10 protein-coding genes are annotated in these 14,084 nt (G+C 56.8%); 3 read left to right on the forward strand and 7 right to left on the reverse strand.

The window, feature by feature from the left end; all coding sequences use genetic code 11:
• Positions 1–92 precede the first annotated feature (92 nt).
• Positions 93–1,067, forward strand: coding sequence for a LysR family transcriptional regulator (locus tag ACR0EV_RS10745; RefSeq protein WP_480800064.1), 975 nt, complete (start codon positions 93–95; stop codon positions 1,065–1,067).
• Here the strand turns inward: ACR0EV_RS10745 and ACR0EV_RS10750 are convergent.
• Positions 1,056–2,588, reverse strand: coding sequence for a trimethylamine methyltransferase family protein (locus tag ACR0EV_RS10750; RefSeq protein WP_480800065.1), 1,533 nt, complete (start codon positions 2,586–2,588; stop codon positions 1,056–1,058). The genes ACR0EV_RS10745 and ACR0EV_RS10750 overlap by 12 nt on opposite strands.
• Positions 2,589–2,778: 190 nt before the next feature.
• Between ACR0EV_RS10750 and ACR0EV_RS10755 the strand changes: the two genes are divergently transcribed.
• Together ACR0EV_RS10755 and ACR0EV_RS10760 are read left to right on the forward strand one after the other, a co-directional pair.
• Complete coding sequence (locus tag ACR0EV_RS10755) at positions 2,779–5,214, forward strand: GcvT family protein (RefSeq protein ID WP_480800066.1); 2,436 nt, start codon at positions 2,779–2,781, stop codon at positions 5,212–5,214.
• A gap of 364 nt (positions 5,215–5,578) precedes the next feature.
• Positions 5,579–7,120: an ankyrin repeat domain-containing protein gene (locus ACR0EV_RS10760; RefSeq protein WP_480800067.1), complete on the forward strand. Its 1,542-nt coding sequence runs from the start codon at positions 5,579–5,581 to the stop codon at positions 7,118–7,120.
• A 155-nt stretch (positions 7,121–7,275) separates the two neighbouring features.
• Here the strand turns inward: ACR0EV_RS10760 and ACR0EV_RS10765 are convergent, their stop codons facing one another.
• Genes ACR0EV_RS10765 through ACR0EV_RS10790 form a run of 6 tightly spaced genes read right to left on the reverse strand, consistent with a single transcriptional unit; the run spans position 7,276 to position 14,080 of the window.
• Positions 7,276–8,385: a nucleoside hydrolase gene (locus ACR0EV_RS10765; protein WP_480800068.1), complete on the reverse strand. Its 1,110-nt coding sequence runs from the start codon at positions 8,383–8,385 to the stop codon at positions 7,276–7,278.
• A gap of 12 nt (positions 8,386–8,397) precedes the next feature.
• A complete protein-coding gene (locus ACR0EV_RS10770; protein WP_480800069.1) occupies positions 8,398–9,264 on the reverse strand; it encodes an ABC transporter permease in 867 nt (288 codons plus the stop codon).
• A 2-nt stretch (positions 9,265–9,266) separates the two neighbouring features.
• Positions 9,267–10,175, reverse strand: coding sequence for an ABC transporter permease (locus ACR0EV_RS10775; protein WP_480800070.1), 909 nt, complete (start codon positions 10,173–10,175; stop codon positions 9,267–9,269).
• Positions 10,176–10,220: 45 nt separating this feature from the next.
• Positions 10,221–11,564, reverse strand: a complete 1,344-nt coding sequence (locus tag ACR0EV_RS10780; protein WP_480800071.1) for an ABC transporter substrate-binding protein — start codon at positions 11,562–11,564, stop codon at positions 10,221–10,223.
• A 30-nt stretch (positions 11,565–11,594) separates the two neighbouring features.
• Positions 11,595–12,653, reverse strand: coding sequence for an ABC transporter ATP-binding protein (locus tag ACR0EV_RS10785; protein ID WP_480800072.1), 1,059 nt, complete (start codon positions 12,651–12,653; stop codon positions 11,595–11,597).
• Complete coding sequence (locus ACR0EV_RS10790; RefSeq protein WP_480800073.1) at positions 12,650–14,080, reverse strand: L-fucose/L-arabinose isomerase family protein; 1,431 nt, start codon at positions 14,078–14,080, stop codon at positions 12,650–12,652. Before ACR0EV_RS10790 ends, ACR0EV_RS10785 begins: the two co-directional genes overlap by 4 nt.
• Positions 14,081–14,084 lie beyond the last annotated feature (4 nt).

Below are 14,084 nucleotides of genomic sequence, written 5' to 3' on the forward strand. Positions count from 1 at the left end.
ATACCAACCGATTATTTCGAAAAGATGATAACGTTTCTAGCGGGTTTTCGAACTAAAAGTACTGCGAACTTCAACGGGACGGAACAACGACAATGCCTCGCCACTCTGCAGCAAAGGATCTGAGCCTTAGATGGTTGGAACTGTTTCAGATCTGCGCGCATAAGGGATCGTTGCAGGCGGCAGCCAAGGAAACCGGCCTGACGATCAGCACCGTTTCGCATCATCTTCGCAATCTCGAAGATCATCTGGGGGTCGAGCTGTTCAATCACTCCCGCAGGCCGATGGTGCTGACGCCCAAGGGACAGGTCTTTCTGCGCAACATTGACGATGCACTCTACACTATTCGCAAGGCAAAGGCCGAAGCCTCAGCCGGGAGTATCGCCGATGCAAGCCTGCTGCGGATCGGAACGATCGAGGATTTCGACAGCGACATCATCCCAGAGCTTGCTGTGTTCCTGTCGGAATATATGCCGAATTGCGATTTCATGTACCAAACGGATTCCAGCCATACAATTATCGACATGCTGCGCAGCCGCCATCTGGATCTGGGCATCACAACCACTCCGACCGAGCGGATGGGCGACCTTCAGGATCGCCCTTTACTGCGCGACCCGTTTGTGGTGGTTCTGCCGCGCGACAACGCACATTCTGTTACTGAGATAGTTGAAGGGCGTAGTGACCTGCCGTTTCTGCGGTTTTCCGGTAATCTGATAATCGCCCGGCAGATCGAGTCGCAACTGCGGCGCCTCGGCCTGACGCCGCTGTCCAATTTCGAGTGCAGCAACAATCAGACCCTTATGGCGATGGTCGCGGCCGGGGCCGGATGGACCATCACGACCCCATTGTTGTTTTCACGTGCAAAACGATTCCAATCCAAGCTAAAGATGCATCCCTTTCCCGGCAAAAGCTTTTCCCGCAACCTGGTCATCGTCGCAGCACCGGATTGCTCGCGTTCTGTTCTGGAACTGATAGACAGTAAGATGCGAATGTTGGTCGAAGAGCACGCAATTTCTCAGCAAACACGCAACTATCCCTGGCTGTCCGAAAGTTTCCAACTAGTCACTTGAAGGGTGCAGGATGTTGAAACGGCTGCGTATCGCCCGTTCCTGTTCCGGCGTCAGATAGGTTGGTTTGTGCTCTTGCAAAATCGTTTGGGCACGTTCCCTTGCCCGATCCCACGCGTCCTGAGCGCCATTTTCGGCCCATGTGCGCGGCTCATCACGATCAGCGAGTGACGGATAGAAATAGTCCCGCTCCATCGCGGCATAGGTATGTTGGCCGCCCAGAAAGTGCCCTTCACCCAGAACCGCGTCGCAGATCGCGTCAAAGCCCAAGTTTTCGTCACTCACCTCAACGCCTCGCAGCGCGCGGTAGGTGTTCGAGTGCATTTCGTCATCCAGCACAAACGCCTCAAAGCTGGCCCCGAGCAAGGATGCAGTCATCCCTGAGCTTTCATAGATCAGGTTTCCTCCAGCCAAGGCCGCTGCCATCGAGGTGATACCTTTCTCCATGCCATATTGCGCATCAATCGCCTTGGCATCGGTCATTGAACAGGCCACTCCAGACGGCAGGCCCAGCCAGTTTGAAAGTTGCGCCGAAGCCGCATTGAGCACAGCCGTTTCCCCACTGCCCCCCGAAAACGCGCCGGTGCGCAGGTCAATCACCAGCGGCCAGTTTGAAAAGACCATCGGAAAACCCGGCCGGATCGCATGCACCATGAGCAGGCTTGCCAGCGTTTCAGCCAGTGATTGCGCCAGAAACCCGGCCAGGGTGGCAGGCGCGGTCGCCCCCGCCTGCGCGGCGGTGATGCACGAAATCGGGATATTGTGCCGGATGCACTCATAGACAACATCCACCGCATCCTCGCCATAGCGCATAGGCGAGATCATCGGGCTGATATGCGCCTTCATGAACGGACGCTTGGCAAATTCGCCCGGTCCACCGGCGGCGATATCCAGCATCTCGACAATCGGGGCCACGTATTCGGCTAGCGTGAATGAGGTCGCCGTGGGCTTGGTTGTATTTTTGATCAACGCGAAGGCCGTATTGACGTCCAGATCGAAATTGTCCGGCACGTCGGTGGCAACACAGCAACGTGTGTACCAGCTGACATTGGCCAGCGTGTCCTGCAACCGGGTGAAGTTGTGCAGATCGTCCAGCGTCGAAGGTCGGTAAATCCCGCTGTTCATGTCCAGCGTCTGCACCGCCGCGCCACCGGTGCCAAAATAGACCTTATTGCCGCCCACCTCGATGGATCGGGCCGGGTCGCGACCATGCAGAGTGAACGTCTTTGCAGCCTGATCGATTGCCTCTTCCACCAGCTTTGGCGGAAACAGGAAACGTCCTTTGCCATTGTCAATCGCACCGATGGCCAACAAATCCACTTGCAGTCGCTCGGGCACTTCCCCCACGCCAAGCTTTTCAAGAAGGTCCAGTGCGGTATCGTAGATGCGATGGAGATCTGCATCGCTGAGTGGCTTGTATACGCCTCCTATCTGGCCAGGTGGACAAGGATCAATCGCGGGCTTTGTGGCGCGCTGCGCCAGTCGCTCGCGGCGGCCTCCTCTCTTTCCACGCTGACCTGCCATATCGGTTCCTATTTTTGAGATTACCGCGCGATAAAAGCGGTCTTATCAACGCAATTTCAACGGCTTCCGGTATTAGGATCAAAAATTCGTAAGTAAAGTAAGATTTTTTATGAATATACCGCAATTCATTGCGAACAAACCCATTGTCTAGGCCTATCAGCACTGAACTTCTTTCGGAGGCGCGCATCACATGAAATCCCGTACCAAGGTAGTTGTCATTGGGGGCGGTATTGCCGGATGCTCAACCCTCTATCATCTGACCCAAGAAGGTTGGTCCGATGTTGTTCTGGTTGAACGCGACGAGTTGACCAGCGGCACGACCTGGCATTCTGCCGCGCAAGTGACCAACTTTGGCATGAACCAAACCATGGTCGGTCTGAAGACACATTCAATAAACCTGTACAAAGACCTGTCCGAGAACCCCGAATACCCGATCAATTACCACCACGCGGACGGGGGTATCCGGCTGGCCAACACCGAGGCACAAATGCAAGGCTACCGCCACTTTGCCTCGATGGCCCGGGGCATGGGGGTTGAATTTGAAGTGATCGATGCAGAGGAATGCGCCCGCCGCCACCCGTTGATCTCGACCACAAACCTGCTGGGTGGGCTCTGGGATCCTTTGGATGGCGATATCGATCCCGCGCAACTGTGTCAGGCGCTCGCCTATCATGCCCGCAAGGCCGGGGCCGAGGTATACCGTAACACGCCGGTCACCGCACTGACGCAACACAAGGACGACACCTGGACCGTGTATACGGAACAGGGTGAAATTGATTGCGACATCGTGGTCAACGCCTGCGGTTACCGCGTCAACGAAGTCGGCGCGATGATGGGTGTACATCACCCGGTTGCGTCTATGGAGCATCAATATTTCCTGACCGAAGACATTCCCGGCATCGCTGAGGCAGGCCACCGGATGCCGCTGTTGCGCTGCCCGATCAGCGACTATTACAGCCGTCAGGAAAAGGGCGGTTTGCTGGTTGGTTTCTACGAGCAGGACTGCAAACCCTGGGGCATGGACGGGATTGACCCGAACTTTGTCAACGCACTCTGCCCCGATGATCTGGATCGGGTCATGGACGTTCTGGAAGGCGCGTTCGAACGGATGCCCGCCTTGCGCGAAACAGGAATCCGATCCGTAGTGAATGGCCCGATCACCTATACAATCGACGGCGCGCCGCTGGTCGGTCCGATCCCCGGCAAGCGCAACGCTTTCTGCATTATCGGGTTGCGCGCCGGTCTTGGCGAAGGCGGCGGCCACGGCTGGTTGCTGGCGCAGCAGATCGTGCATGGCGAGGCGTGTTATGACACCTGGTGTCTCGATCCGCGCCGCTTTACCGGGCACGCGAATGTGGAACTGACCTCGCTGAAGGCCATCGAGGACTACCAGAACGAATTCCGCTTCCACTTTCCGCATGAACACCGCCCAGCAGGTCGCCCGGCGAAGACAACACCGCTGACGCCGATCATGGCTGCCGAAGGGGCCGAATTCACCGTTGTGAACGGATGGGAGCGGGTCGACTACATCAAACCTTCACCCGACTTTCACCCCAGTCTCACATTCGATTTTGACGAAGTTTTTGACGTTGTGGCTGGCGAGGTCAAAAATGTGCAGGAGAATGTCGGCCTGTGCGAGGTAAACGGTTTCAACCGCTTTGAAATTACCGGCGCTGATCGTCACAGTTTTCTGGATCGCATGTTCTGTGGCACTGTCACAAAACGCACTGGACGTGTGGGGCTTGGCTATCTGCTGAATTATCATGGGATGATCAAGGGCGAGGCCACCGTGGCCAACATCCCAGCCAGTGACCGCGGCCCTGCGCGGGTCTGGTACGGCTCGGCAGCGGCGAGTGAATACCACGATATGGATTGGCTGACCCAGCATTTGCGCGATGGCGAGGACGTCCAGATACGCTCTCTGACCAACGACCAGACGATCCTTGTTCTCGCCGGTCCCAATGCGCGAGATGTCCTGTCCGCCTGTTCCCGCGGCGATTGGTCGAAAGAAGGCTTCCCTTGGTTATCAGTACGAGAGTGCTTCATAGGATTTGCCCCAGCCACCGTCATGGGAGTCAGCTTCTCAGGCGAGCTCGCCTATGAAATCCACGTGCCCAACGCTTCGCTCTACGCTGCCTATCTGGCGCTGCGCACGGCGGGTGAGGCGCACGGCCTGAAGCTGTTTGGGGCCCGCGCGGTGGACTCCATGCGGATGGAGAAAGGCTTCCTGCATTGGAAAGCCGACCTTCTGACCGAGTTCGACCCATTCGAAACGGGATTGGACCGCTTCGTCAAGCTGGACAAAGGCGACTTCATAGGCAAGGACGCCCTGAATGAGCGGCAGGCGAAAGGGTCGCGCAAGCAGCTGGTGACCTTAAAGATCGACACGACCCACGCCCCGGCCCATAGTGGAGCTTCGTTGATGCAAGGTGACACCGTCGTCGGCACCATCACCTCGGGCGATTGGGGGCATCGGGTTGGCCTAAACCTGGCTTACGCTTTCGTAAACCCTGACCTGGCCGAGATTGACAGCACGATGAAGCTCGACCTGTGCGGTGACCTTGTGACGGCACAGGTCATCCCGCCTTCACCTTACGACCCAGACTTCAGGCGAATAAAAAGTTGAGGTCGCAGTGACCAAAATGCGCGTTCAAAGGCTTACAGAGCCGGGCAATTTGGGTTGGGCCGCTGTATTGCACATTTCCGCTGGAGACACAGCACCGCATGCAAGCACTACATTGGTGCTCGGGCCCTTCGGGCAAATTGTCCAAAGCACCATTTTTAGGCGCGCTTGACCTCTAGTTTGGATGAGGCGGCAAGCCGTTGTACTTGCAGCAGGTGATGGCAAACGGTACTCTTGTGTTAGGCCGTGTCGAGGCGGCCACCCGGTCCGCGGAAAGCTGTCATCGGCACCTCCTTGAGAATATGCGAAAACCACATCGGTTTCTCAGCCCGGATCAGCGGACCGTCGGGCAACGGAGGGAAGACCGATGACAAAATCACTCGACCAATTGCGCCGTGATGCCAAGGCACTGGGCAAAGCTCTGACCATGGGCGACAAAGACGCCCTATTGCGCGTGCATGGTGTTGTTCCAACGCCAGTTAACGGAATCTATAAACACGCCGATTGTCTTCATGTCATCGCTCGCGAGACTGGCTATGCTTCGTGGCCTGCGCTGAAACTGGCCGTTGAGACCCAAGGTATGGACAGGGCGCAGAAACAAGGGCGACTACGTTGGGCGCTATACAACGGCTCGCCTGAGACAGTCTCACATTTGCTTGCGCAAGACCCAACACTCACCGAGGGGCAGGTTCCACTTCTTGTTGCGCTGTATGACGTGGACGCAATGCGCAAAATTCTGGCGCAGGATGCAACGGCCGCGACCCGCAACTATCCGCCCCGGCGACCAATATGCCATCTGGCATTTTCGAAACACATTCAGGCCGCGCCTGAAAAAGCGGGCGATATGCTGGCAATGGCCGAGCTGCTTGTGGCGCATGGCGCAGACGTGAATGACAGTTTTTCGTTCGATCCAGACACAGAACATCGGCTGTCAGCGCTTTACGGGGCCATTGGTCACGCCAACAACATGCCGTTGGCCAAATGGTTATTACAGAATGGTGCAAACCCGGACGACAACGAGTCTCTCTACCATTCTACCGAACTAGGCCATACTGAAGGGTTGCGATTGCTGTTGGAGCATGGAGCCAATCCCAAGGGCACTAATGCAATTCCGCGAGCGATTGATTTCAATGCACTTGAAATGGTTCGTTTGTTGCTCGAGCATGGCGCGGACCCCAACGAAGGCATCACCCCGCACCCGTCTGGCGAACCGTCCTTAGTAATCCCAGCCTTACATCAAGCCGCACGGCGTCTGGCGTCGGGCGAAATCGCCCAACTATTGCTGGATTACGGTGCGGATCCAAACACCGTAAGCCGCGGTCACACACCCTATGCCTTTGCGCGCGTCTTCGGAAACCAGGACATAGCAGATATCCTAGAAGGGGCAGGCGCATCCAAGCAGCTTTCGGATACTGAAGCGTGTCTTGCGCGTGCAGCGGATGGTGATCCCAAACCCGATGACCGGATAGACATGACAGCGCTGTCAAAAGAGATGAAATACCTTCTGTGCCGCCTCGTTTGGCGCGAAGGTACACTTCCTCATATGCAAAATTTGGTTGAGATGGGCTTTGACCCCAATTTGCCCGACGAAATGGGAATGCCGCCTTTGCACTTAGCGGGTTGGGAAGGGATGTCCGACGTCATGTCATATTTTCTCACCCAAAACCCGGACCTTGACCATACAAACGCTTATGGCGGCACGTTATTGTCAACGATCATCCATGGGTCGGAAAACTGCCCACAAAGGGAACACCGGGACCACATCGCCTGCGCGCGCATGGCGCTTGAGAACGGCGTATCGCTGCCCCAAAAAGCTTCTCAGTTTTCGACTGTTCCCGAGATGTCTGCTTTTCTCGCTGATTGGGCAGAATTGCATCCAGAGCAGGTTATTGAGCACGGGGTAGTTTGAAGACCAAGAGCACTTGCATGGCAAAGCAAGCAGTCCCCGAAAGGGCCAGTTTGTTACGAATAACACCAATGACTGTCACCCAGGGTTTTCTTTTGGTCCCGGGTCGCTTGGTTTGCCAAGTCTTTACACAGTGTTCATGTACGGCCAGATCGTCACTACCGATGCGCCGTAGCAAGGGATCGATAAAAGTCCTCGAAAATCGCATCTCGGTTGACATCATAGGCCTCGCGCATCAGGTGCCGGTCGGAACCTTGCTGCCAGTAAAGCGACGCATCCAGCGCGGGGGACTGTGTCACATGGGTTGGCACATATGTCTCGTCCAACATCCAGGCCACGTTGATGATGTCCCAGATGACCCAGGTTTTCGTCTCGGGATTTGAGATCGCATATTTCTTGTGCAGAGGATTGTTTGTGTAAAGATGCCAGAGGTAGTCGCCTATAGCACCCTGCCCTTTCACGAATTCCCGCATTTCCGGAAGCGAAATCGTAAGCTGTGCGCCCACGTGATAGCCCGGAAGATACACATGCGGCACACCACATTCAAAAATCAACCGCGAAGACAGTTGATCCTGAACCAAGTTTAGCGACGGCGCGTTGCAAAACGGAGCATAGCTTGGAAATCCCGAGGTCCAGACAACAACAAGGTTGTCGATAATGTCAGGTGCCATCAAAAGTGCCGAGCCGATATTGGGCAGTGCGGCCATAGCCAAAACATAGACCGGGCCGTCTTCACGGTTGCGGGCCTGATCGATGATGAATTGAGCAGCCTCGGATTCTATCGGTGCATCATAACTTGACAGATGAGCCTGCGAGCCGCGGAACACCTTGCCATCAGGGGCTTCTCGGCAGGCTTCGAACACGCGCAGGATTTCCTCGTAAGATCGTTCCTCGCCAACATCAGGCGTGACAAATTCGATATCATCCGCAGTGCGTCCGTCCGCAAGAAGGCGTTTGGCCCAACCCGTAAAAGGGCCGATGAATTTGTCGTCGTGGTCGGTGGCATCGCCCGATTGAAGTGCTTCCACCGCTTCGTAGAGCCCATCGCGGTGATGCAGAAACGAAAACGGCGCAGCGGTCACGCCTTCGAGTTTCAGCCGGTCCTGCGACAGCAAAGCCCATGCCACCGCGTATTGATCGTCAATTTCGTTGGCGGTGTCCGTATCAATGATAATCCGGGGCATCGGGCCGGGTCGGCCAAGGCGCTGTTCCATCAGCGTCTTATCCAGCTTTGGGAACTTTCTGACGGTCTCTTCCAAAGATGTCATGGCGCGGCCTTTCTAGTTACCGAAGCCTTTTCCAAAGGCTTCTTCTTTGATGAAACGCTCGGTGATGAGCAGAAGAATGATACCGGGAACGGTAACAACCAGAGTGATCCCCGCTGCCGAAGCATCCAGCGTCCCGCCAGCGATCTTCGAGAACAGAAGCGTCGGTAAGGTGACGATCTTGCCCTGCCCCATAAAGAACGTCAGCAGGAAGATGTTGGTCGACACGAGGAATGTGAACAACATCCCCGCGACTACCCCGGGCAGCAACATGGGCAGGGTCACCATGCGCAGCACCTGCCAGCGGTTGGCCCCAAGGATCATCGCCTGTTCTTCGAAATCCTTACCCAAACCCTGATAGACCGCCGTCAGCATTCGGATCATATACGGAATTGTCGGGATCAGATGCACGATGATGATGCCGATATAGCTGCCCGCCAACCCGATCTGGATGAAGATCATCAGCAGCGCGATGCCGATCGCGGCTTCGGGCACGATCAGCGGCATCGATAGGAAGAACTCAAACGCCGGTTTGCCCCGGAAATTCTCACGCGCCAGCACGCGCGAGGCGGGCAGGCAGATGATAAGGCAGATCACCGTCACTACGCAGCCGATGAATACTGTGTTCAGCGTGGCCTCCCACACCTGACTGTAGGGTGAAAACACGTAATCCCACGCCAGAGGCAGGATCGACTTCTCCCGTTGCTCCATCCACCACGTGCCGGGCAACAGGTCGGGCCACGCCCAACGGAAGGCGAAGCTTTGGATGATCAGCGGGATGAAGGGCCCGAGGATGAAGCCCGCGACCAGCCAGAGGTAGATTTTTTGAAACGGCGACAGTCGTTCGCTAAGCGCAATTGCCGAGGATTTGCGGGTGGCCATGATCAACTCCTCCCGATCCGGCGCTCATAGCGGCGGTAGATGGCAAGGTAGCTGTACAGGATGATGCCCGCGATCAGCGCAATCGACACAACGGTCGCCATACCCTGCAGTTGCAGCGTGTAGTCGGCGTCGTTGAAATATCGCCAGGCGACCACTGGCAACGTGTCGGGGAAGCCTCCGCCCAGAATGAACGGGGCCTCAAACGCGCCGATGTTGAAGGCAAAGATGATCAGCGTCGAAGAAATGATGCCGGGCAGGATTTGCGGCAGGGTGACATGAAAGAAAATCTGCCGCTTGTTTGCGCCCAGAATGGCCGCGGCCTCTTCGGTTTCGCGCCCGACGCCCAAGAGAACCGCATAGATCGTCAGCGCGACAAACGGCGTCTGTTTCCAGACATACACCGCTATAATGCCCCAGCCCATATGGGTTTTCAGAATTTGGGGAAATTGCGAAGGATCGTCGATAAACCCCGCAAAAGCCATCAGCCGCGACAGCATCCCGCCATTGCCCAGCATCACAACGGCCAAGGCGATGCCAACCGTATAGGGAATCATCAGTGGAAGCTTGTAGAGGTATTTGTAAAGCGTCTTGCTTGGAAAGCTCCGCACCAAAGCCAGTGCCAGCAAAATACCAAAGACCAGCGAAATAAAGGTGGCTGCAATGGCGTAATACAGTGTCAACCAGAGCGACTGCCAGAAAAAGCTATCGCCCCAAAGAGCTGCAAAATATGAAAAATCCGGGAATGTGTTCACGCCGAACCACGGCGCAAAACCCAAAGATTGCATGACGCCCAGAACCAATGCGCCACCAAAAAGCAGCGTCAGCACAGCCATGACCGGCAACAGCTGGAGCCACATCAGGATGCGTTCCCGTTTGTGGCGGGCAAGCTCGGTTGTTTTCACGTCGGACATCTTCGGCACCGATTGGGGCCCCGGCAAGCCAGAGCCCCGTTTGGGTTATTGGTTCAGATTGGCAACCGCGCGCTCAACAATCGCCTCGATCGAGTCGGTGCTGTCGCGTTCGATATATTCCAGCCATGTTGCCTCGATCACATCGACAAGCGTGGCGTTGGTGTCCGGTGCAGTATTGGCGTCCAACTCGGCCTGAGTGATGCCGACAAAACCGGGCGACGCGTCGGTTAGCTTGTTGACCTCTTCCTCGGTCAGCTTCCAGGGATCGATTCCCGGAGGCATACCCGCGACCTCAAGTTTCGAAGCCTGCGCATCCACTGAGGCCATGAAGTTCGCCATCACAAGCGCGGCCGCCGGATTGGGCGCATTGCCCGGAACAACAAGATAATTCTTGTTCTTGATCATGTTACCTTCGGGAAACACGAATTGCTCCGCACCTTCGGGATATGTCCCGTCGCGCAAACCAATTGCCACCCCGTAAAGGCCGAAGTTACAAGCAAAGTCGATCTCACCATTCAGGAAAAGACCCAACAGCGCCGTTGCATCCTCGGGATAACGCGCGTTGCCGCTGTCTGCGCCCAGCAAGTGCTTATCCAGTTCCTTCAGATATTCCATACCCGGCGTGATCAGCCGCGCCAGTTCAGCCGCGCCCAGATCATCGATCGAGTTCTGAAACGGAACCGCGCCGTTGCCGTCGGGGTTGTGGGCATAAACTGCCGCCTGCACAAAGGTGTTGCCGGTAAAATGCGGTGGTTTCACGTAAGTGAACTTGCCCGGATTAGCCTCCAGATAACCGGTCATGTCCGCAAAAGTGCTGGGTGTGTCTTCCTTCGACACGCGCGCAGTGTTGACGGCGCAGACATATTGCTGACCCGACCACGGCATCTCGGACATGTTGGTTTCCACGCCGAAGTCCCTCAGGTTCAAGAGCGAGCGCGGATCGTCCGGGTTCCATTCGATGTTGGCACTGTTGGGCAACTTGTCGGCGAAGGCACCGAACAGAGCATCCTGACGCTTGAGCGTGGCAAAGTTCTCGCCGTTCACCCAGATCGCATCGACACTGCCTTGACCCAGCCCCTTGCCCGAGCCCATTTCCGCCAAAACCAGATCGACCGCATCTTTGGTACCGGTTATCCGAACCGGGTTCAGCTTGACACCTTCGGCCTCAAGACCCGGCACGGCGTAGCGATCCATCCAGATGTTGATCTGATCGCTCCCGCCCCAATAATAAAGGTTGATTTCGCCTTCCTCCTTGGCGCGCTCTTGCACCTGTTCCCAGGTCACGTCGCCGGCAAGAAAACCGTCCCGGAATGCGTCAGCGTCCTGTGCTACTGCGGTGCTGGCCAACAGGCCGCCCAGGATCGTTAAGCTCAGTAGTGAATTCTTCATAGTCTCCTCCTCTGACTTTGTCCTTGTTTTCTATGGCTTTGAAGTGTTTTGAATGATCCAGATGCGATCTGGCGGGATGGTCAGCCAGACTTCCTGTCCGATGTCGACCAAACGGCGCGACTGTTCCGTGACTGAAATCGTCTCGCCACTGCAATCGACACTGTAGGCAATGTTGGCCCCGAAAAAGTCGCGAGCCGTGACTTTGCCTGCAATCACGTTCGTGGGCTCCACCGGAACGGACAGGTGCAGGTCGATGGCTTCGCTGCGCAGCATCACATGTGCAGGGCCTTCCACCGCCAGGCACAGATCGGGGTCGAAATGCAGCGCTCCAAACGTCGCCGTTGCGGTGCTAGCCGCGATCTCTGCGGGAAATACATTGGTTGCGCCCATGAAATCTGCGATCTCGACGCTGTTCGGACGTTTATACAGTGCGTCTGGCGCGTCATATTGCGCCAGATCACCGTCGAAAATAACCGCGACCCGATCAGCAAGTTCCATGGCCTCGATCTGATCGTGCGTTACAAAGATCGTGGTGATACCCAGCCGCTGTTGCAGATCACGGATAAAACGCCGCATTTCACCGCGTAACTTGGTGTCGAGATTGGCAAGCGGTTCGTCCATCATCAGGACTGAGGGGTTGGTGATCAGCGTGCGCGCAATGGCCACCCGCTGCATCTGCCCGCCCGACAGCTGCGCCGGAAACCGGTGGCGAAACTGCTGTAACTGCACGACATTCAGGATTTCTTCCAGCCGCTCTTTGGTCTCAGACACCGGCGTGCCGCGAACCTTGAGCCCGAACATGATGTTCTTTTCCACGGTCATATGTGGAAACAGCGCATAACGCTGAAACACCATACCGACATTGCGGTTCTGGACCGTGACTTCCGATACATCCTTGCCGTCAAAGCAAATCTCGCCCGCCGATGGCACCTCAAGCCCGGCGATCATCCGCAGCGTCGTCGTTTTACCGCAGCCCGATGGCCCCAGCAGCGCCACAAGCTCACCGGACCGGATATCAAGATCGATATTCGAGATCGCCGTGAAACTGCCAAAGTCCTTGCGGACACCTTTGAGCTGAACTGCGGTCAAACCGGCCCCCCAATAAATTGCGGTAGACCGCCATGCGCCGGGATCACGCCCAGCTCTTCCAAGCCACACCATTGGGCGAACTCTTCAAAGACCGCGCGGTGGCGTCCCGGCACAAGGATGAAGTGATGCTCCAACCCATGCTCCATGACCGTCGCAACAATGTCTTGGGCTGAACAAGGCCCGTCCCCACCGGAGAATTCTCCGACCCAACCGCGGCAGCCGGTGAATCCCGGCGCGTGACCCTCGGATACAACCGCTTCGACGGCAAACCGTGCAGTACCATGGCGAGAAACGCGCAGGAGAGTTACGGGACCATGCGCGAACTCATAGTCAGCGATAGCACCATAGATTGGCCCGGCTTCGGTGCCGCGCCCGATCATCGGGTGGTTGATCCAGGCAACATCGTCCTTTGCCATGTAAAGCGGCCCGCCGCCGCCATGCCACATCAGAATCTGATCACGCTCGAAATCCGGTGAGGTCATGTCCAAAAGGCAGCCAACCCGCCCGGTCAGCGCCTTCGCGACCAACTGCGTGACCGCCCCGAGCACATCGCCTTCCGACGCCACCGGCAGGCCATCTTTCTCTTCGAGCCAACTGAAGGCGGCACCGGGATGCATACCGGGGTGCTCCTGCAAGGCAGGCCAGTCCGACACGGCAAGCGCGTCATACCCGCCCTCTGCCGCAATGGCCCGCAGCGCCACCGCGGCCCGCGCCGTCAGGTTCATCTGGTCTTCGGAGACCCCGCGCACCGTTGCGGTCTGGGACATCTCATCCAACTCGGCCGCGACATCCGCATCCGACTGAGACGCCATCAGGTCAGTCATGCGGTGCATATCCACATGCTCAGTCCAGACGCCCAGATGGCGCAGCATCGCGTCCGTAGAAACCTCCATGTTGTAAAAGGTCATCGCCAGCCCGCCAACGACCCCAATTCTCGCACCGTCCAAAGCCTTGCGCGCCGACAAGGCCCGGATCGTCTGACCCATCCGCCGTTGCAATGCGTCTTCGCCCGGCCCGCCGAGGTACCATTGCACGGGATGTGTTCCCAGATCCCGGACCCCGCGCAGTATCGACATGGACATGTTCAGAGAAACAAAGTTGTTCAGTTGGATATCATCGACATGAGACGGCTCTGGCGTCGACCATATTCCAAGAGGAACAGGCGCGCGCGCGATTTCCCGCACGACATCTCCCATGGTAAAACCGCCATGCAGGAGGATGATAAAGTCTGCGCCTTTCGCACGAAGCTCTTCCACCGCCCGCCGTGCGTCGGCGCCGTTCATTGGGGTCAGGCTGGCCACGATAACGCGCGCAGACTCTGATGCCGCCAATGTGTCCAGCCAGGTTTTACACGCGTCAAAAACGCCATGCTTTTCAGGGAAATAGCTTGGCAGAGAGGCAGTGATGAGGCCGATGGTAAAGGACATGTCT

The sequence above is a fragment of the Ruegeria sp. CF8 genome (assembly GCF_056537285.1).

Coding starts and splice junctions, on each gene's coding strand:
- ACR0EV_RS10745 (WP_480800064.1), top strand. CDS start 93: ATGCCTCGCCACTCTGCAGCAAAGGATCTGAGCCTTAGATGGTTGGAA.
- ACR0EV_RS10750 (WP_480800065.1), bottom strand. CDS start 2,588: ATGGCAGGTCAGCGTGGAAAGAGAGGAGGCCGCCGCGAGCGACTGGCG.
- ACR0EV_RS10755 (WP_480800066.1), top strand. CDS start 2,779: ATGAAATCCCGTACCAAGGTAGTTGTCATTGGGGGCGGTATTGCCGGA.
- ACR0EV_RS10760 (WP_480800067.1), top strand. CDS start 5,579: ATGACAAAATCACTCGACCAATTGCGCCGTGATGCCAAGGCACTGGGC.
- ACR0EV_RS10765 (WP_480800068.1), bottom strand. CDS start 8,385: ATGACATCTTTGGAAGAGACCGTCAGAAAGTTCCCAAAGCTGGATAAG.
- ACR0EV_RS10770 (WP_480800069.1), bottom strand. CDS start 9,264: ATGGCCACCCGCAAATCCTCGGCAATTGCGCTTAGCGAACGACTGTCG.
- ACR0EV_RS10775 (WP_480800070.1), bottom strand. CDS start 10,175: ATGTCCGACGTGAAAACAACCGAGCTTGCCCGCCACAAACGGGAACGC.
- ACR0EV_RS10780 (WP_480800071.1), bottom strand. CDS start 11,564: ATGAAGAATTCACTACTGAGCTTAACGATCCTGGGCGGCCTGTTGGCC.
- ACR0EV_RS10790 (WP_480800073.1), bottom strand. CDS start 14,080: ATGTCCTTTACCATCGGCCTCATCACTGCCTCTCTGCCAAGCTATTTC.